This is a genomic window from Sphingobacterium sp. JUb56 (genome assembly GCF_014191365.1).
GTDB classification, from domain to species: domain Bacteria; phylum Bacteroidota; class Bacteroidia; order Sphingobacteriales; family Sphingobacteriaceae; genus Sphingobacterium; species Sphingobacterium anhuiense.
Genome location: NZ_JACHWL010000001.1, coordinates 968,239 through 988,986 on the forward strand (window position 1 = coordinate 968,239; position 20,748 = coordinate 988,986).

Annotated in this window: 16 protein-coding genes; 6 read left to right on the forward strand and 10 right to left on the reverse strand. The window is 34.9% G+C overall.

Going from position 1 to position 20,748, the window contains the following annotated elements:
* The first annotated feature begins 151 nt into the window (after nt 1-151).
* A complete protein-coding gene (locus tag FHR29_RS03690; protein ID WP_183912399.1) occupies nt 152-2,155 on the forward strand; it encodes a DUF3857 domain-containing protein in 2,004 nt (667 codons plus the stop codon).
* Nucleotides 2,155-4,047 (forward strand): DUF3857 domain-containing protein, encoded by a 1,893-nt coding sequence (locus FHR29_RS03695; RefSeq protein WP_183912400.1) that lies wholly within the window; start codon nt 2,155-2,157, stop codon nt 4,045-4,047. Before FHR29_RS03690 ends, FHR29_RS03695 begins: the two co-directional genes overlap by 1 nt.
* 153 nt (nt 4,048-4,200) lie before the next feature.
* On the opposite strand, the gene FHR29_RS03700 is transcribed toward FHR29_RS03695, so the two are convergent.
* Nucleotides 4,201-4,473, reverse strand: a complete 273-nt coding sequence (locus FHR29_RS03700) for a hypothetical protein (RefSeq protein WP_132773561.1) — start codon at nt 4,471-4,473, stop codon at nt 4,201-4,203.
* A gap of 128 nt (nt 4,474-4,601) precedes the next feature.
* The gene (locus FHR29_RS03705; RefSeq protein ID WP_183912402.1) at nt 4,602-5,441 is read right to left on the reverse strand and encodes an aldo/keto reductase; all 840 of its coding nucleotides are present in this window, start codon (nt 5,439-5,441) and stop codon (nt 4,602-4,604) included.
* Nucleotides 5,442-5,571: 130 nt separating this feature from the next.
* Between FHR29_RS03705 and FHR29_RS03710 the strand changes: the two genes are divergently transcribed.
* The gene (locus tag FHR29_RS03710) at nt 5,572-6,216 is read left to right on the forward strand and encodes an NAD(P)H-binding protein (RefSeq protein ID WP_132773565.1); all 645 of its coding nucleotides are present in this window, start codon (nt 5,572-5,574) and stop codon (nt 6,214-6,216) included.
* Nucleotides 6,217-6,461: 245 nt separating this feature from the next.
* A complete protein-coding gene (locus tag FHR29_RS03715) occupies nt 6,462-8,675 on the forward strand; it encodes an NADP-dependent isocitrate dehydrogenase (protein WP_183912404.1) in 2,214 nt (737 codons plus the stop codon).
* 82 nt (nt 8,676-8,757) lie between these two features.
* On the opposite strand, the gene FHR29_RS03720 is transcribed toward FHR29_RS03715, so the two are convergent.
* The 8 genes from FHR29_RS03720 to FHR29_RS03755 all read right to left on the reverse strand — a co-directional run bounded on the left by FHR29_RS03720 (nt 8,758) and on the right by FHR29_RS03755 (nt 18,382).
* The gene (locus tag FHR29_RS03720) at nt 8,758-8,979 is read right to left on the reverse strand and encodes a hypothetical protein (protein ID WP_132773569.1); all 222 of its coding nucleotides are present in this window, start codon (nt 8,977-8,979) and stop codon (nt 8,758-8,760) included.
* Between the two features lie 102 nt (nt 8,980-9,081).
* Complete coding sequence (locus FHR29_RS03725) at nt 9,082-9,522, reverse strand: MepB family protein (RefSeq protein ID WP_168126865.1); 441 nt, start codon at nt 9,520-9,522, stop codon at nt 9,082-9,084.
* Nucleotides 9,523-9,844: 322 nt separating this feature from the next.
* A complete protein-coding gene (locus tag FHR29_RS03730; protein WP_132773573.1) occupies nt 9,845-11,110 on the reverse strand; it encodes a hypothetical protein in 1,266 nt (421 codons plus the stop codon).
* 6 nt (nt 11,111-11,116) lie between these two features.
* Nucleotides 11,117-13,129: a hypothetical protein gene (locus FHR29_RS03735; protein WP_183912406.1), complete on the reverse strand. Its 2,013-nt coding sequence runs from the start codon at nt 13,127-13,129 to the stop codon at nt 11,117-11,119.
* A gap of 4 nt (nt 13,130-13,133) precedes the next feature.
* The gene (locus tag FHR29_RS03740; protein WP_031288690.1) at nt 13,134-13,820 is read right to left on the reverse strand and encodes a hypothetical protein; all 687 of its coding nucleotides are present in this window, start codon (nt 13,818-13,820) and stop codon (nt 13,134-13,136) included.
* Nucleotides 13,821-13,991: 171 nt separating this feature from the next.
* Nucleotides 13,992-14,621 (reverse strand): response regulator transcription factor, encoded by a 630-nt coding sequence (locus tag FHR29_RS03745; RefSeq protein ID WP_132773576.1) that lies wholly within the window; start codon nt 14,619-14,621, stop codon nt 13,992-13,994.
* 5 nt (nt 14,622-14,626) lie between these two features.
* On the reverse strand, nt 14,627-16,879 hold the full coding sequence (locus tag FHR29_RS03750) for a sensor histidine kinase (protein WP_168126862.1): 2,253 nt from the start codon (nt 16,877-16,879) through the stop codon (nt 14,627-14,629).
* Between the two features lie 150 nt (nt 16,880-17,029).
* On the reverse strand, nt 17,030-18,382 hold the full coding sequence (locus FHR29_RS03755; RefSeq protein ID WP_183912408.1) for a WG repeat-containing protein: 1,353 nt from the start codon (nt 18,380-18,382) through the stop codon (nt 17,030-17,032).
* A 305-nt stretch (nt 18,383-18,687) separates the two neighbouring features.
* Between FHR29_RS03755 and FHR29_RS03760 the strand changes: the two genes are divergently transcribed.
* Both FHR29_RS03760 and FHR29_RS03765 read left to right on the forward strand, forming a co-directional pair.
* Nucleotides 18,688-19,182 (forward strand): hypothetical protein, encoded by a 495-nt coding sequence (locus FHR29_RS03760; RefSeq protein ID WP_132773580.1) that lies wholly within the window; start codon nt 18,688-18,690, stop codon nt 19,180-19,182.
* Nucleotides 19,183-19,214: 32 nt separating this feature from the next.
* Nucleotides 19,215-20,726 carry an NAD(P)H-hydrate dehydratase gene (locus tag FHR29_RS03765; RefSeq protein ID WP_183912410.1) on the forward strand — a complete coding sequence of 504 codons (1,512 nt, stop codon included), beginning with the start codon at nt 19,215-19,217 and terminating at the stop codon, nt 20,724-20,726.
* Nucleotides 20,727-20,748: the final 22 nt, after the last annotated feature.

The window sequence follows — 20,748 nt, forward strand, 5'->3', positions numbered from 1 at the left end:
ATCTTTCAAAATAGAACAATAGATGGTTGATAAATATTTTATGTAGTTATATTATTCATATTTTCAGGAAACAATTTAAGTTTAAAACGATATTTAATAGCTATTAAATATCGTTTTATTATTTATATTTGCATGACCAATTATAAATAAAATGCCATATAAAAAAGTATTATTAGTTTTTCTGATGTTATTTACCATCAGTCACTATCAGGTGTCTGCACAAAAAAAAGAAAAAATCGAATATAAGTTTGGTAAAATTCAACCTGAAGAATTTTCAATTATGCCATCTGGTGCAGACTCTGCCGCTTCAGCCATTAAATTGTTTGACATCGGTAACTGTTATTTTGAATTAAGTCCTGCTTCAAAATCATTTGTCTATGTATATGAAAGACACGTGCGTTATAAAATCATTAATAAAAATGGGTATGATTACGCAAATCATACTATTGGATTGTATAAAAGTAATTCACAGTCCAAGGAAACGTTAGATAATATGAGCGCAGCTACCTATAATATGGTGGATGGTGTCATGAAAACAGACAAAATTGATAAAGATTCAAAATTTACGGAAGAAGTAAATAAGAATGTTATCCAGAAAAAATTTACATTACCTAATGTAAAAGAAGGATCTATAATTGAATATAAGTATAAGATTAAATCGGATTTCATTTTTAATCTTCGCGGATGGAGTTTTCAAAGTGAAATTCCGACCCGTTGGTCCGAATATACAGTAACTATTCCAGAGTATTTAGATTATAAATTCAGTAGAAATGGATATTATGATATTGCACATCCTATGCACGAAACCGTTAATGCAAGTTACGTTTCCGGTGTTCAATCTGCTGCGATTCGTGATCGCTTTGTTGCAGAAAATATGCCCGCTCTGAAGGACGAACCTTTTATTTCAAGCCTAGATGATTATCGACCTTCTATAGATTTTGAACTTCGATCCACCAATTTCCCTGGACAGTTTTTTGTTGATTATACAGGATCATGGCCAAAGATTATCAGTTCTTTGCTAGAAGATGAAAATTTTGGACGTTATATAGAGAAAACAAGCTTCGCTAAAAATAATTTGAAATCTATCATTAAAGCTGAAAACGATTCTTTGGCAAATGCGAAATCAATTTTTAAATATGTTAAGGATAATCTTAAGTGGAATGAGAAGTACAATTTTTATAGTACGGAAACAAATCCCAAAACAATTTTTGAGAAAAAAACAGGAAATTCAGCCGATTTAAATTTGGTGCTGATCAACTTTCTGAAAGAAGCGAATTACAGTGTTTATCCAGTGTTAATTAGTACACGTTCCAATGGGAAACATCCAGGATACCCAATCATAAGTAAATTTGATAATGTTGTGGCTGCGGTAGAAATTGGAGGCAAATCATACTTTCTCGATGCAACGGTTAAGGACATGCCATTTGGAATGATGAATTATCAAAATTTAAATCATGAGGGTTTTTTGATCAATGTTGGTGAAAAAAGTGGTGGGTGGATCAGCACTGAAACGCTTTTCGGAGATGAGAGCATGCATGTGTATAATCTCGTGTTAGATAAAGAAAACCGATTAAAAGGTAGTGTAACCAATTATTTCAATGGATATGCCGGTTTAAGTGCTCGCAACAGCTACAGGACTGCCATCAATGAAGAAGATTATATCAAGAACCTGAAAAAAAATAAAACGGGATTAGAGCTTAATAACTTCAAGATCTTAAATCTGGATAGTCTAGATGATCGATTGATTGAAACGATGGATGTTGAGATAGAAGATAATGTGGAAGAAGCTGGAGATCTGGTTTATTTCACACCTTTACTTTTCGAACGAACAAAGGAAAATCCATTGAAACATGAGGAAAGACTTTTTCCTGTAGATTTCGCTCATCCGATACTTGAAAATTGCCGGGTAGTCATTAATTTTCCTGAAGATTATCAGATTGATAAACTTCCTAAGGGCGGCATTTTTAAACTTCCTGAAGATGTCGGCTCCTTTTCGATATCGTATTTAATCGATGGCCAGACACTTCTAATAAAAAGTGCTATTCATATCAATAAGTCGATGTACAGTTCAGAAGAGTATTTCTATCTTAAAGAACTTTTCGCCGCTATTGTAGAGAAGCAAGCAGAAAAAATTGTATTTAAAAAGAAGGTATAATGAAGTATACATTGGGTTTAATGGCATTGCTGTTTTTTTCTCACGCTAATGCACAGACAAATTGGGATGTGGCAAATATCCACGAAGCGCTTAAAAAAGATGCCACTATTGTTATTAGAAATGAAGAACAGTTCCTCGATATTAAAGGCATCAATGCTGCAAAATATGATTATAAAATAACTGCAACCATTTTTAGCAAAGCAGGTGATGACTTTGCTGCAATGGAAGAAGTTTACGATAAGTTTTCTACTATTTATAATATAAAAGCGGTTTTGTATGATGCCACCGGTAAGAAGATTAAGGAATATAAATCCTCTGATATAAAAGATCAAAGCTTGATATCTGGTTTTTCAATATTTGAGGACAATAGGCTAAAGAGTCTGAAATTTGTAAGTAATAGTTATCCGTATACCATTGAATATAGTTTTAGCCAAGATTTTAAAGGATTACTTTATTTTCCCCAGTGGCGCGATCTAAAAGATTTTGGTGTTTCCGTAGAAAAATCAAGTTATTGTATTCAAAAAGATAAAAATTATCAAATGAAATACCTCTCCAGTACAGGGTTGAAAGTTGATTCGACCAGTATTGGAGGTAAAATACGTTATAAATGGGAGAGTAGTCAAGTACCTGCTTTAGCTAAAGAACCGATGGCTATAGGGATTGATAATCTAAGTTCCTGGGTTAAAGCCTCTCCGAACTTATTTGAATATGATGGCTCCACCGGTAATTTTGATAACTGGAATAATTTTGGACAATGGATTTATAAGCTTAATGAAGGTGGAAATCAATTACCTGAAGCATTTAAAATTAAGATTCGCGATTTAACTCAAGCAGCACGGACTCCAGAAGAAAAGATGCGCATCCTGTATCAATATCTGCAACAGAATACACGTTATGTCAGTGTTCAATTGGGTATTGGCGGATTTAGACCTGTATTGGCCGAGAAAGTAGCTACAGTTAATTATGGTGATTGTAAGGGGCTGTCCAATTTTATGAAAGCGATGCTGAATGAAGCGGGAATTAATTCACATTTAGTGATGATTGGAAATGGCAAACCTAGTTTAAACCCTCAATACTCAAGTATCGGGCAGGCTAATCATATGATATTAGCTGTACCGATAGGGAAGGACACTACCTTTCTGGAGTGCACGAGCCCTTATTATCCCATGGGATTTATTGGTTACGGAAACTCAAATAGAAACGTACTGTTAGTGACCGAAGCTGGTGGAAAACTTGTAAAGACGCCGGCTTATAATGCCTCACAAAACTATCAGGTGAGTAAAACAAAAATTAAATTTAACAATGAAAATGATATTGATGTATTGATCAACACATCATATGGTAATTCTCAATTTGAAGATAATTTACGAAAAACAGTTTTAGAACCAAGTGAACAGAAAAAAAGAGCATTAGAAAATAGCAATATTCCTATTGAAACATTTGGTTATTATAAATGCGATCAAAAAGATAAAACTAAACCGGAGTTAGTAGAGGAGTTATCATTTAAATCAAAACCATTATTAAGTAAGGGTGGTGATAAATATTTTCTGTTACTGAATCAAATGAATAGAAGGGAAGCTGTACCTATTAAGATTGCAGATCGAAAAACATTTTTTTCCGTTCCTTATGCGTATGAAGATAAAGATGAGATCGTTTTCGAATTGCCACAAGGCTATCAGATAGACTTTATTCCAAAAGATATTCTGATCGAATCAGATTTCGGTATTTACACGGCGACATTTGAAAAAAAAGATGGTCTTCTTATCTACAGCCGAACTCAGAAAATGAATGATAAAATATATCCACCAGAAAAATACAGTGAGTATGTTGATTTTTATAAAAAAATAGTTCAGGCAGATAAGCAGAAAGCTGTTATTACAAAAACGTTATAATTCATTTAAACTGATGTAATAAATTAAAAAGCTGTAAGGAAACTTTGATATCCTTACAGCTTTTTTGATATAAATACCTGGTTTTATATGTGATCAATAAATAATCTGAGCCCGTGTTGTCTGTGATTATCAATCAATTTTGATGCACGATAATTAATCATCCAAATCCGCCATGTAGATGTCATGTACGACAAATTTAACTTGTGCATTAGGTAATAGCATATCCATGACATCTTCCGAATCTATTGGATACAAAGTTTCACTATCTGCATCAAGCATTTCAGAATCAGGTATGAGCTCAAAGAATGTAATTCCATTGCTCTGTGATAATTCCTCCACTTTTATGCAGACAACATCTTGATTTTTCCAATTTGACCAGATGGTTTTATTGAACAGTTGATATGGATTTTTTTCTGAATTAGACATGTATGCAAACATAGTCAATCACATCTCTACAACAAAATTTATTCTTAACTAAGAGTCCTGGTCACCTTGGTACAGATGTAAATTATACACAAACAAGACCCGTGTAGCACTTTAAGTACAATTCTTTTTTAGAATGGCACCTCTGCTGGGTTGAGTCCTGAAAAACCTAAGTCCCTCATATTTTTAATTGATGCTATATCTTCAGCAGTCAATTCAAAATTTGATAGGTCAAGATTTGCCTTGATATTGATCGGATTAGTAGATTTTGGTAAAGGATTAATACCCTCCTGTAGTGCAAATTTAATGCAGATCTGGCCGACACTAACGTTATACTTTTGCGCTAACGAAAGCAATACTTCATTGTCAAGAATTCGACCTGATCCAAGAGGTGACCAAGCTTGTACCAAAATGTTGTTTTCTTTACAGTACGAAACTGTTTCTTCCTGTAAATACCCAGGGTGAAATTCCAGTTGATTGACAGCTGGTTTAATTTGTACTGTTTTCAAAAGGGTTTCAACATATTTCTTAGGAAAATTACTTAGACCAATAGCTTTGACTCTTCCATCAACATATAATTTTTCAAAAGCTCTCCAGGTATCAGCATTAATTTCTGCCCAATTTTCAAATTGTGCTTCATTAGCCGGCCAATGAATAAGGTATAAATCAACATAAGTTAAATTGAGTAAAGCTAGTGATTTTTCAAATGCAGTTAATGTGTTTTCATATCCACGGTCCGCGTTCCATAATTTTGTCGTAATAAAAAGATCATCACGATCAATTCCACTATCTTGAATGGCCTTTCCAACACTTTTTTCGTTACCATAAACGGCAGCAGTATCGATATGAATATAACCCGCATTTAATGCCTCAGCTACCGCATTATAGGCAGGCGCACCATCTTCGATTTGCCAGGTTCCGAAACCGATAGCAGGAATCTTAATCCCGTTGTTTAATGTATATGTAGTCATGTATTAAAGTTATTTGTAAATAATAAAACTAAAATTAACGATTCTAACAGGCAATCTCAGTTCCTCCGTTTATTTTAGTGAGAATTTGACAACATAATGAAATATGGAAACGAATCATTATATTTAATACATGGAAGCAATTGTTATTGGAGGAAGTGGAGCTACAGGAAGAGAACTGGTTAGGCTATTATTAGAAGATGTACGCTTCACTAAAGTCCGTGTATTAGTACGTAAAGCTTATTTTGAACAACATGATAAGTTAGAAGAGATTATTGTCGATTTTGACAAATTATCATCTTATCACCAAGTTATAAAAGGAGAAGTTGCATTTTCATGTCTCGGCACAACTTTAAAAGATGCAGGAAGTAAAGATGCACAATGGCATATAGATTACGATTATCCACTGGATTTTGCACAGCTAGCTTTCAACAATGGAGTATCCCATTTTGTTCTATTATCAGCAATAGGAGCAGATGCAAAATCCAGTATTTTCTATAATCGTATGAAAGGAAGTTTAGAAGAAGCAATCAAAAAAATTGGATTTAAACACCTTATGATATTGCAACCAGGCTTTATAGAAAGACCTAATTCAAATCGATTTGGAGAAAAGGTCGGACTGAAAGCAATTACTTTTTTTAATTCATTAGGTTTTTTTCGGCATTATGCGCCTATTAAAACGCATCAGCTCGCTCAAGCAATGATAGAAAGTGTTTTTTCATATGGATCAACCGTTCAAGTAATTTCATTAAAAGAAATGAGGGCACTAACTAAGTAATTAGATGTAGGCTGTAGCGCATATAGAATATAAGTGCACATGCATCTGAAAAGAAAGGTAATAGACAAATATAATTGTGTTTAATCCAGTCATGCCAACATTTTACTTTTAACCGTCATAATTCAACCTTTTGTAGCGATTTAAATTTCAATTTCCTATCTTTAGGCGAATTTTGAATCAGCCTCAGCGTTCGTTTTGAATTTCAATTTTGTTTAAGCAAATTAAAAGATTTCAATAAAAAAATTATGTCATCTAAAATCATTTACACCAAGACAGATGAAGCGCCATTGTTGGCGACTTACTCATTCTTACCTATTGTACAAGCATTCGCCAAAACAGCTGATATCGATGTTGAATTAAGAGATATTTCTCTTGCAGGTCGTATTTTAGCAAACTTTTCAGATGTATTAAGCGCAGATCAGAAAGTAGCTGATGCTTTAGCTGAATTAGGGCAGTTGGCAACAACTCCAGAAGCTAATATCATCAAATTACCAAATATTTCAGCTTCCATTCCGCAATTAAAAGGAGCAATTGCTGAATTGCAGGCAGCAGGTTATGCGATACCAAATTTCCCTGACAATCCAGAAACTGCAGCAGAAACTGAGATTAAGGCAAAGTATGCAAAAGTATTAGGTTCAGCTGTAAATCCAGTTTTACGTGAAGGAAACTCTGACCGCCGTGCGCCAAAAGCTGTTAAGAATTATGCTAAAGCAAACCCGCATTCAATGGGTGCTTGGTCAGCAGATTCTAAGACACGCGTAGCGTCCATGTCTCACGGTGATTTTTATGAGACTGAGCAATCAGTAACAGTAGAAAACGCAGGACAGTTCAAAATTGAATTTGTTAATGCAGCGGGTACCGCTACAGAATTAAAAGGTTTATCTCCATTAAAGGCAGGTGAAGTAATTGATTCATCAGTAATGAGCTTAAATGCATTAAAAGGTTTTGTTGCAGATACAATTGCTGCGGCTAAAGCGGAAGGTGTTTTATTATCTGCTCATTTAAAAGCAACGATGATGAAAGTATCAGATCCTATTATTTTTGGTGCTATCGTAGAGGTTTATTTTAAAGATGTATTTGCTAAATATGGTGAATTATTCAACTCTTTGGGTATCAATAAAAATAATGGTTTAGGAGAAGTATTTGCAAAAATATCGGGTAATCCGCAAGAGGCAGAAGTTAAAGCAGCTATTGAAGCCGCTATCGCGAATGGTCCAGATTTAGCAATGGTAAACTCTGATAAAGGTATTACGAATTTACATGTGCCTTCAGATGTGATCGTTGATGCATCTATGCCAGCGATGATCCGTACTTCGGGACAGATGTGGAATAAAGAAGGAAAATCTCAAGATACCATCGCTATTATTCCAGATCGTTCTTATGCAGGAGTGTATGAAGCAACTATTGAAGATTGTAAAGAAAATGGCGCATTAGACCCTACAACTATGGGTTCTGTTCCCAACGTGGGTTTAATGGCTCAAAAAGCTGAAGAATATGGTTCACATGATAAAACTTTCCAAGCATCAGAAAACGGTTCGATCCGTGTTGTAGATGCAAATGGAAATGTTTTGATGGAACAAAGAGTTGAAACTGGTGATATCTTCCGCATGTGTCAAACTAAAGACGCACCTATTCAAGACTGGGTAAAATTGGCGGTTAACCGCGCGCGTTTATCGGCTACACCTGCAGTATTCTGGTTAGATGAAAACCGTGCTCACGATAGAGAAATCATCAAAAAAGTTGAGAAATATTTAGGTGATTTTGATACAAATGGATTAGACATCTTTGTTATGAATCCTGTTGAGGCGACTAAATTTTCTTTAGACCGTATCCGCGAAGGATTAGATACAATTTCTGTAACGGGTAACGTATTACGTGATTATTTAACAGATTTATTTCCTATTTTAGAAGTTGGTACATCTGCAAAAATGCTTTCTATCGTTCCTTTAATGAATGGTGGAGGTTTATTTGAAACAGGTGCTGGTGGTTCTGCTCCAAAACATGTTGAACAATTCTTACAAGAAGGTTATTTACGTTGGGATTCTCTAGGTGAGTTTTTAGCTTTAGGAGCATCTTTAGAGCATTTGTCACAAACACAGAATAATGCGCAGGCATTAGTTTTGGCAGAAGCATTGGATGCTGCAACAGAAAAATTCTTAGCGAATGATAAATCTCCAGCACGTAAAGTAGGTCAAATCGATAACCGTGGTTCTCACTACTATTTGACAGCTTATTGGGCTGAAGCTTTAGCTGCACAAACAAAGGATAGCGTACTAGCAGCGAAGTTTGCACCTTTAGCTAAGTCATTAGCTGAAAATGAGGCTAAGATCAACGAAGAGTTGATTGGTGCTCAAGGTAAAGCACAAAACATTGGTGGTTATTATTTCCCTAATGATGATTTGGCTACAGCCGCTATGCGTCCTTCGCAAACATTAAATAATGCAATCGCTTCTTTATAGTAGTGATTTTATAAATAAAAGGGCTCCATTCATCGTGAATGGAGCCCTTTTATTTATAAAAATTATAAAGTATTATGGAATACTAATTTTTGTTCTTCATTAAATTCATTTCGAGTATAACCTGTTCTAAGGTCTCTTCATTAACAATAGGTATATGTTGTATTTTTACCATACTTTGCAGTTTTGTATCATTGTCGAGTAAATGAAAATTAGATCTCACAAAAGGATGAGCATTTGGTTTTTTAGAATCCTTATTTTCATTCATAATGGAATGATTTCTATTTTTATTTCGAAATGGATGCATAATGATTCGATTATGTCTGTAATTGGTATTTACAATTTACATAAAATAAATGAAAAGTACAATAGATTGGAATCTTGAAAATAATTTTTTAAAATTACCCCATCATAAGGTTAATAGTTGTTTAGCTTTTTTTAAGTCAACTTCTTCACCTGCAAGAATCTCTATAAAGTATAATTTTTGCCAAAGTTGTGTTTGTTTAGCCTGTTTATTCTCGGCGATATCCCAATTTGGATAGACTCTAAAACCTCGTTTACCAGCTTTACATTCACCTCTCAAGATACCATGTTTTAACAGAATGCTTCTAGGGAATATAAACAATCCAAAATCATTATCTTTTCGGGTAGCTATTATATAAAAATCAATAGGGTTACTGCCTGCATACGGAGTCGTAATTCCAGCTGCATCCCTATACCATAAGGTAACGAATTGACCAATCTTTTTAGGTGTTATCTTGGCTTTCCTATACTTAATTTTCAAATGGTCTAGATCAAAATTTTGAGCATCATATTCTTGACTTTCTCGTTCATATTTTCTATGTGCCATTGTTAATCCACAGGGCTGAAAAATAAATGTATTGATGAGCTGAATCTCCGTAGGGGTAAGGGTAATATCTTGCAATGTGATGTATATAATAATTTAAAAAGCTTATTTATATGAAACGGATTATGCATTTGAAGAATTGCTTGAACATGGTAAGCAGTTTCAAACTTTGTTAAAACTTGTATTGTTGCAAATATAAAGAGACTTGTGCAGATCTTTTTAAAGCGAGTGATATTAGCATAGTATATAACCTTAGATATAACAAAAAACAGACAGTATTTTTAAGTACTGTCTGTTTTCATGAAACCAAATATGACTATTAGTATTAGTAGGTGATTTCTCCCTTTATAGCAAGTTTATTTTTATCCATAAGAGTAGTTGTCATTGTAGCGCTGACTTTGCTCTGTTTTAATTTACTAAACGGATATATTGTCCACTTTTCTGGCCATGCATTAAAATCAATAAAGAAGTAAAAAGGGTGTTGAGTTCTTTCATTTTGAATCCGATCAGGAGATCGTTCAGAAGTTGTATTTAACAAGTATGAATCGATATGTGCTTTATGAAATTGATAAAACATTTTTCCAGGAAGGGACGCAGCTAATGGCTCGTTATATTTCCAGGTATGTACAATATAAGGAACAGCAATCTCTGTTACTTTTATTTCTTCTATAGCATTAAAATCATCATCATATGCATATGCAATCGAGGTATCTTTTTGGATGACACTATCGGTTTTAATCTCTAAATCCAAATAATTAGCATAATTCTTCTTTAACTGTTCCTGATTGAATCCTGTATACTTGCTCATAATCTGGGATAACAAAGGAAGATCATTTAGCGACAATAAACTCCATAAGGTAACAATTTGATTAGCTGTATCTATCTTTCTTACCTGAAGGTTCTGTTCTATACTTTCAGATAACAACCACTGTCCAGTAATGTCTGTCTTATGTTTCGTAACAGTAGCTTCAGCCATTAAACTTCTGTCTTTTAGGGCATAACCAATATGTTTTTTGGTCAAAGCATGTTCAAAGCCTTTAAAAGAACCGATCTGTACCCATGCATCCTGATTTTTTAACAGTGCATGGAGCTCACTAAAATCCGAATTAGGATCAAGTCCAATCGAATAAACAAGATGATTATGATCAAACAGTACTTTAATATGTTTTGCTATATTAACACTGACAATACCTTGTTTTTTATCTACAAAATTAATTGCCTTCGGATATTGGTTTGCAAAAAAAGAAAAACAATCATCATAGTTCGATACAGCTAATATTCCGCAGAATTGATTTTTCTGTGTATCAGTACTAAATAAAAACAGACGGGCTGGAATAGATATTCCTGAATTCCATACGATTTTTTTTATCAAGTCTTCACCACCTTCTATTCCTGTAGAACGGGTATCAAAGCTCAAGAGCTGAGATACATTATCCAACACTAAGTCATCAACAGCAATGGAGAGAATACCGGTACTTGATTGACTGACATATTGTTTTTCAATCCTATTTTTACGGACAGTATAAGTCACCCATAGGAACGATATAAGTATAAGTAATAGCGAGCAGATGATAATTGTAATCCTTTTCATGTACAATTAATTAGCGATTTTACTATCCATGTTCTGCATGATATGTTTTAAAATATACTGTAATGCATTTTTATCCTCTTTTGGCAATTCTATAGAAAGTTCACCAGAGAATTGACGATTTTTTAACGTACTTCCTTTTAATTGAATATCGCCGTAAGTCGATAGGTCTTTCATTGTTTGTTGCAATGAAGCAGTTACTGGTACTTCTAGTTTATGGACTACTTCAGGAATAGCATTTGCGTGAACAACCAAATTGAATGGGTTAGCAAGTAAATCCTTTTTCACTTTTGCATTTTTAGTACCTTTAAAACGGTTTTGTTCAATAGAAGTTAATTGTTCTACATCACTACCCACAAATACAAGATCTTCCTTGAAAAGGATATAGATTGGTTTTATATTTTTCTGCTCAGCAATTTTGTAAATACCATTTTCCAAAGTTACTTCTTGTTTTTTTACAGCGAAGTCAAGTGTACGTTTATACAATCTTTGATCTTGAGAAGTAAACATCCATAAGAAATTAGGTACATACTCATCTTTCATTTTCGTAATTTCTTTGTAATTGTAATCATCATCATACTCATAGGTTACATACTCTTTATTAACCTTTTGAAGATCATTTAAGAAAAAAGCATGGTCACCTTTCATCACTTTACCGATTGCTTTCTCATCTAGTGCAATTTCTAAAGCTGTAGCGCCAATGGTGACAACGTCACTATATTCGCCAGCAATGGGAGCATACCAACGATTCACAAGGGCTGGCAGTTGTTTTAGATAAGCTTCCGTATTAATATTTACGGCAGCATATGCTAAATGGTTTTCAGGGATATATTTTGCAAATTTCTTGTTGATTTTACCATTGTACAACGGTTTGAAAATCTTTGCCATTTCAGCATCGACTCCCAAAGTTCCAGTAAACTTAATCGTATGCTGATCCTGGATTAAATCAAATGTACCTTCCTCATATCCATATTTAAATTTATCCATATCAATACCATAGGCCAATTTTAACACATCATAAGGCAATGCACCTTGATATAATTTATCTACATTGGGCACCCACAGACGAATCAGATGTTTGTTATCTGTTAATTTGATCGCTTTATTGTTTGCCATGTTGCTCTTAGGATCTAAGTAGCCATTAAAGTCATTTGCAAGCCATGTTCCAAATAATTTATTTTTAATAGAATCATTTTTAGCTTCTCGAGCTTGATTTAGAAGATAAAGTGAGTCCGACTCCAAATCGTAAGCCTCTACTGTGTCTACTGAATCATCCCATTGATCTGCGGATATGGCTATAGTCGAATCAACAACAGCTTCAACGGCCTCCATTTCAGCTTCGCTTATTTCTTCTAATACGTTCACGGTATCAGGTAAAATTTCCTCTTCACTCTCAAAAGTTTCTTCTTCCATAGCCTCCACAGCTTCTTCAGCAGCAGCCGTAGCTGCGGTTGCCGCATCACCTAATGCTTCATTATAGGTCCAGGTGTCCGTCGCATAAGAGCCAAGATCTAAGCCGTAACGGTCTGCTACATCTTTCATTTGAAAGTATTGACTGTGTACATCACCTGTGAGAATAAACATTGTTTCCGAATTCCAGGCAACCTGTGTTTTACCATCTTTGGAAACTCTTCTTTCATATCCATTATATATTGGAAGAACTTCATATTGTGAAAACATATGTTGTTTAACCTGATGGTTTGCTTTCAGGGGAAGTAAAATTCCAATGTAGTGTAAACTATCGGTATTTGCACGGTAAACATAAGCCTGTTTATCTAGATTGAAATCCAGCTCTTTTAGGTTTTTGATTGGAAAATCCATGTTTTTGGCCTGTTCAAATGCACCTAGTTTAGTGAGTGTTTCGTTTAGCAGTTCCATAGAACTTTGTTCTACGATAGCTTTATTATTAATAGAAACAACAAAGTCGGCATGAGCCGGTATTTTGCTGGTCAGTTCTTGAGCTGTAGCCTCCATTCCTGCAAAAGCAGATAATGCTAACAAGGGTAAGAATTTAATATTCATGTAGTTATTTGTTATTTAAAGTGATGGTATTGGCTAATGAAACTTTGCCACTAGCAAGATCTGTAGCCTTTAACTTAAGTAGAACAGCTTTTGCAGAACTGGATATTTTTGCTGAAGCATGTTTTTGTGATTTGACCGTTTTATCAAAACGTATAATCTGTGTGTAAAAGGCATCATTAAAATATTTGCGGTCAGTTTCAGATATACGGGCATACTCTTTACTTAAAGTAGGAGAGTGTGTATATGTTCTGGTAAAGGTTCCAGTTTTAGCATCGTAGGAATAATTATTATTATTACCGAGGGCACTTTTAAAATGAGTTCCAAGCGCTTTACTAAAATTATTCAGAGCATTTACGGAAGCGAAATTGCAGGAGACAGTTGCAATATAATTGTTAAAATCTAAATTATATTGCACCTGACTTATACCTGGGGTATTTTTTAAAATACGGATCATGTCCTCGGTTTCACTCTTTATCTTCTCTTTTGTCGGAATTTGAATGCCATTTACACTTTTTAATTTCATCAGAGAGGCCACTTTAGTACTACTTTTACTAAGGTTGAGTGTAGCTTTAATACTGCCAGAACCATTGGCATTTAGATTGATATCTTCGATAAAGTCAAAGCAACTTGTCAATAAACTGCAACAGCAGATTAAGATTATTAATCGCGAAAACGACTTAAGTTTTATCATTTTTTATTGTTTTAAAGGATTTGCTATTATTCCTGCTAATTACCGTGCCATCATCGTACGGCATCAGATTTTCTTTCTAGGTTCTTAGCAATTTTACGTCTACTCAAAGCTAGAGATTAGAAGCAATTTCTACAATCCCCGAAACTAGTGGTTTTACCAATCAAAGTTCTACTATTGACGAATCAATCCATATTCTAACGCTAATTTAATTGCAGAACTAAGATTTTTTGCGTCAAATTTCTCAATCAAATTTTTACGGTGACTTTCCACAGTATGCGGACTAATAAATAGTTTTTCTGCGATTTGCCCCGTTGTTAATCCCAAAGATGCCTCAGTTAGTACTTCCTTTTCCCTACGGGTCAATTTTGGAACACTTTTGAGTTCATCTTTTGATTTTCTTTCAACAATATTTTTGGTTTGAGAACATAGAAATTTGTTTCCTTTTATAACCTGTTCAACTCCGGCAACAATCTCTTCCACAGAAGCATTTTTTTGAATATAACCTTGGGCCCCCTCTTGCAGTACACTATTGATAACAGCATATTCGTTATGTACACTGATTACTATAATACGCATTTGAGGATACTTGGACCGTAACGGTTTGATCAGCTCAATACTATTGGCATCAGGAAGATTAATATCCAGTAAAAGCACATCAACAGGCCCATCCGAAAGCGCTTTATGCATGGTTGATGCATCAGGATAACAACCCACTACTTCTAACATATCTTCCTTAGAAAGGATATTTTTCAATCCTTCCGAAAGCAAAGGATGATCATCTGTAATTGCTATTTTAATCATTTATTTTATTTTTTTGGAAATATAATTTCAACACTTGTCCCCACATCTTTTTCCGACTGTATAGTAAATTTCCCTTTAAGGAAATCGATCCGCGATTGTATATTATGAAGGCCTGCTGAGTGATTACCCTTAACCTGATCAATATCAAATCCTTTTCCATCATCTTCAACAGTGATGGTGTAATAATCAGCTTCTTCTACAATTTGAATGATAATTTGTTTGGGGGCAGCATGTTTTATTGCGTTATTAACCAACTCCTGGATTACCCGATAAACAAGTAATTGTTCATCTTTTGTAAGTTGATTCGAATAATGTAAAAATTGTACATCAATATCCAATTCTACATTGGACATACGAACAGCGTAATCTTGTAATGCTTCCTCAAGACCATATCTATTTAGCAAATCGGGCATCAGATTATGAGCTACGCGTCTTAGCTCTTCTACAGCAGTATCCAATTGCAGAAGAGATTTTTGCATATCATTTTTCATTGGGCTATCCACTTTATTTGTCAATTGAGATAAACTGATTTTTGTGGTGGATAAGAGGCCTCCTAGTCCATCATGAAGGTCCCTGGCCAATCGTCCTCGTTCCTGTTCCTGACCATCAAGCATAGCAGTTAATATTGATATTTTTGAATTCTGACGTTCCTTATCTAAAGAGAAATTGTACAGTTCCTTATTTTGACGCATACTTTTGGATCGCTGTTTATATGCGTATAGCATTAATAGTAGAACCAGTAAAAAAAACAAGATCAAAGCCACATAATATTTATTTATTTTCTCTTTATAAGAAATCTCATTTTTGAAACTGAGGATGTCCTGAGCACGATTTTGTGTCTCTAAACGAGATAGCTTAAGTTCCTGGGTTCTTTTTTCAGATTCAAGCTGTGTGAGCTCAAGTTCTTTTCGCTGATTTTCTTCATGCAACTTCAAATTCTCATATTGCTGTTTTTGCTGCAGACTGACGGTATGCAGCAAACGGAGCTGCTGTTCTTTTTTATCCGTTTCCAGTTGCATTCTGATAAGTTGCTGTTGCTGTCTTTCTTTATCAAACTGTGCTTCTAGTCGTTTACCCAATTCCAATTGTTCTTGATTGTATATGGATTTAAATGTTTCCATATACACTTTATGGTAACGTATGGCTTCAGCAAGATTATTCTCCTGTTCCGCAATTTCAGAGAGATTCTCGTAAATACTGAGGATGATGTTCTGATCCGGAACACTGCTTTTAGTAATCTCCATAAGTGCCGACAACAAATAGGCTTTAGCACGCTCAGGTTTTTTGTTTTTCAGTGCGATCTCCGCCATTATACCGTAAGCAGACGCAACATGCGTGTATTGTTGAGTCGCTGCTCCCTGCTTTAGGGCGAGCTCAGCATATTGAATTGCCTGATCTTGATAAGAATCAGGAAAAAAACTAAAGTAGAGGTAAGCTAGATTATTAGCAACAAAAGATAGATTAGATGGGAAGGGGATTGTAGCCTTATTTTTGTTATACGTATTAATAGCTAAGAGGTAATACTTTTCTGCCTGATCTCGTAATTTGTGGTTAGTATCGTTCTTTATGTACTGTTGTTCATACATATACCCCATGAGCATATAAGCGTCAAATATAGCAATGGGATCATTTTGTTGAATAGCAAGATCTAAAGCAAGTAGACTATATTTCTCCTGTAGCTGATGCTCATTCCAATTCGCATAAATTGAAGTTAGCTCCTTGTAAGTTGTAGATTTACGGCTATTAAGTGTACGGGATGGGGGAGCCTGATCAAAATAGCGGATCGCACGTAGAAAACTTCTAACAGCTTCACCTTCTTTATTATTTCTGGTATATAGCCATCCTTCACAATAACTTATATAACCCTTGATCTCTACATCTTTAGATTTGCTAGCAAACTCTTTTGCCTTATCAAAACTACTTTTAGATTCTTTTATACGCTCGCTGATTCTATAATTCATAGCCTCAATCGCATAAAGATTAGCCGCATATTTTCCATCTGGTAAGCGACTTGCTATCTGGATATTATCTTTAAGGATTTGACCGGCCTTAACTTCTTGTTGATTGAAAAATAAGGCAGTTGCATATTTGCCGGCAACTATTAATCTTTCTGGATTCGTAACAGATACTTTATCATATTGTTCCTTTAGTTTATCTAGCACTTCCTGAGCAGAAGAAAAGTTAAATAAAAAACACAAGATTAATAGAAGCAGAGTTTCTCTCGATTTATTGGTAAAATATAGTGCACTCTTCTTCATTTGCATTTATTCTGGACCTGTTATATAGGAGACTAAGATATCATTTTTTATAAACAATGTATAGATCGAAACATTAAAATAGTTGTTTAAACCCCATAAATGCAAGAAAACTCCCATATTTAGTAAAATAAATATGGGAGTTTTCTCATATTATTCAGCCTCTACAGCAGCAACCTCTTGACCTTTAGTATCAATATAATATATGTTTTCACCAGCTTCATCTTCCGAGACAATGGCTACACCATTATCAAACGCAAGTGCTGTTGAAAATTTAAAAGGAATAATTGTTTTACCTTTTTCATCAATGTATCCATACTTACCATTTTTCATCGCTAAGAAAATATTTCCTTCATCAGGTAAAGCCATATATTCATATCCTCCGGCTATTTTTTTATTATCTTTAATAGAGAGTAAAGAATAAGAAGTATCCTCGAACGTAATAAAATAGTCTTTATTTCTCATGAAAATGTGTTCATGTACTGCTGGTATGATCACCTGCTCCTTCTCATTCATAAAACCGCTTTTATCATTTTTCATGAATTGGATCAGCCCATTTTCCGGAAAACTCACCATCTCATATGTTGCGTTAATCAAAACGCTTCCATCAGCACGTAATAAACCGTATTTATCTTGTGCACCGTACATGAATGTTTTGGAGTCGTCAGAATAGTTTAGAAAATCGTGTTGTAGCGTAATAATTTCTTGACCGGCTAAGTTGATCGCTCCAAATTTATCCTCTGCATTGTTTACTATAGATATGTCTCCATCAAAAGGTGCTATAAAAGTATACTTAGGTTGAAAAAAAACTTGATCATTCTCATCTTTTAGTCCATATAAATCTCCGGTTTCATTAGTGAAAATATAGCGATTATCAGCAACTTGAAGATCACCATATCCTATTGCACTATCAGCTTGCATTTCCGTATAACTTTCTGGAATTTCGAATAGCTCTTGAGTCAATTCCTCAGAGTCGATCTTTTTTGCAATGTAGCCATCTCCCGATACCGTAATTGACAATGGTGCCCCAGGTAAAGTTTCTAAGAAATTGAATTCCGCCCAAGATAAATTAGGGATCTGCTCAGTATAATAAACCGCAAGTTTTACATCCTCGCCAGACTCCTCATCAGTTCCTATATTAATTATTGCTAGTTTACATGTATATCCCGCTATTTTTTTCTCTTGGCCTTTTATGTATTCGATCTGGATATCACTGTAATCATTTTTGGTACCGTCTTGTAGCATCAAGTACTCTTGAGAGTTAGGAACTAAAATAAATGATTTTAATTTTTTCTTATCTTTTATCTCGATGTGACTTTCATCCTGCGTATAAGCGATGCGCATATAATCCTGATTCACCCAAGCTCTTAATTGCGTATCATCCAGCTGTCCATTGTTTTCTCCCGATTTTATTCCGTAATCGATACGAAAAAACTTGTTGGATTGAGCTAGGGCACTTAAGCTCATTAAGCACACTGTTGCTAGTGTTAGTGTTATTCTCTTCATGATATTAATGTAATTCTAACACAAAAGTCATGATAGTTTTTTACCATTTTTATCCCTGATAACAGCCATTTGCAAAACATGAATAGGGATTATTTTCGTTATCATAAACAGCTCTTGACCATCTCCTCATGTATTGATCACCTAAGCATGAAGTTTATTTGTTTATTTTGGAGCGCTTTAATTTTTTCGATTTCTAAATATAAATGGTTGTTTTTTAACTTGAAATAGAGAAAATCTAAACAATAAGAGGATGTAATTTGTTTAAAAGTTGTACAGATTATTTCAAGCGACCAGATGTGAGACATATGCGCATACCTTTACTACTTTTTTTCATTGCAACTTTTGTAAATGCCAACCCCCAGCAGTTAAAGCAGGTATCGCAGGAAGAAGCGATTCTGACGAACATTGTTTTCATGCGTACCGAGGGATTACTTATGACCCAACTGATAGAGCAAAAGTCAAAGAATAAAAAAGTGCTTTCCGCAATTAAGCGAGCCAAACGTTACTACACAGAGACCCAGCCTATGCTACTAGAAGTTATAAAAGGTAAAGCACTTGCCCTAGATCAAAAACAGTTCGATTACATTTCTCAAGAAGCTGAAAAAAAATTCCAAAATTACGACATCAAAAATGAAGGTCATTGGATTAAACTCTATCAAAATCACATTCAAAACTGTATACGCTCCTATAGCCTACTTTTGCAAGATAGAGAATGGGCAAGTGTTACCTATTTTTCATTTTATGCACTCCCAGAATTGATTAATCTCGATCAGGAATTTATAAAATTAAACATTAAATAAATACAAGTATATTTAGCGTATATCTGGATCAAATGAAAATTCTTACCGCAAAACAAATGATGAACGCAGATGTACTGACCTGCAACGAACAACAAATTACAAGCTTAGATTTAATGGAAAGAGCTTCCCAAACGGTCTTTGCTGCATTAAAGATCAAGTACCCAGATCTCCCAAAACAACATTTCACCATCATCTGCGGAAAAGGAAATAACGGCGGAGATGGATTGGTATTAGCACGTTTATTAGATGCACATTTAGCCAATGTGATGGTATATGTCCTAAAATCCGAAATTTACGCGCCTGATAATAGCCGCAATCAGGCAAGATTATCCGCGGCGCAAATTCATTTTTTTAACGAAACAGATCAGTTACAAATCCCGGATAATACCATTGTTATAGATTGTCTGTTCGGATATGGACTGCGAGAAGAATTAGACGGAAAATGGGCTTATATCTGCAAGCAGATCAATGAAGCTGATGTTCCTGTATATGCCATTGATATGCCTTCAGGCTTATTGGCAGATAGACCAACATCGATTACTGCTCCTGTGATTCATGCAGATTTGGTATATACTTTCCAAATGCCTAAGCTCGCATTATTAATGCCTCAGAACCAAGTTTTTTATGATGATTTTCAAATACTGGACATTCAATTGAGTAAAAATGCTATTGAAAAAGAAAATTCCGATTTGATTTATGTGGAAAAAGGGTTAATACTCAAATACTATAGAAAAAGGAAAAAATTTGAACATAAAGGCAATTTTGGACATAGCATGATCATAGGGGGAAGCAAGGGAAAAATGGGGTCTGTCCAGCTGGCACTAAAAGCAGCTTTGCGAAGTGGCTGTGGTTTAGCTACCGCCTTTGTACCTGCTTGCGGGCATATCATTATCCAGACTGCTGTGCCCGAAGCTATGGTCTTATTAGATGACCATAATGATGTGATAACCACCATGCCCGACTTAGCAAATTATCAGGCTGTTGGCATTGGAGTAGGAATGGGAACCGCAGCAGAAACAAGTGTAGCCTGGATAGATTACATAAGTAGAGGAATCCAAACGCCATTGATTATAGATGCTGACGGTTTAAATATGATGTCAAAAAATCCCGAATTATGGAACTTTATACCGAAAAACACCATTCTGACTCCACATCCAAAAGAACTGAATCGGATTATAGGATCGTGGATGGACGATTGGGATAAATTAGAAAAAGTAAAAGAATTTGCAAGTAAATATCAGGTCAATATATTGATAAAAGGAGCAAATAGTGCAATGGTGATGAGCGACGGTAAGATCTACTTGAATAGTACAGGAAATGTAGGAATGGCAACAGGGGGTAGCGGCGATGTATTAACAGGGATTATAACCGCATTGCTTGGACAGGGATATCCTGCAAACGAAGCGTTAATCATGGGTGTATATTTACATGGAAAGGCAGCAGATTTGGCAGTTAAGACCATCGGTACTTATAGTCTTCTTCCCTCCGATATTATTCAGTATTTACCACAAGCGTTTCTTGAATTAGAACTTGCGACACTATAAACCAGTCCAAGACTTAAATGGC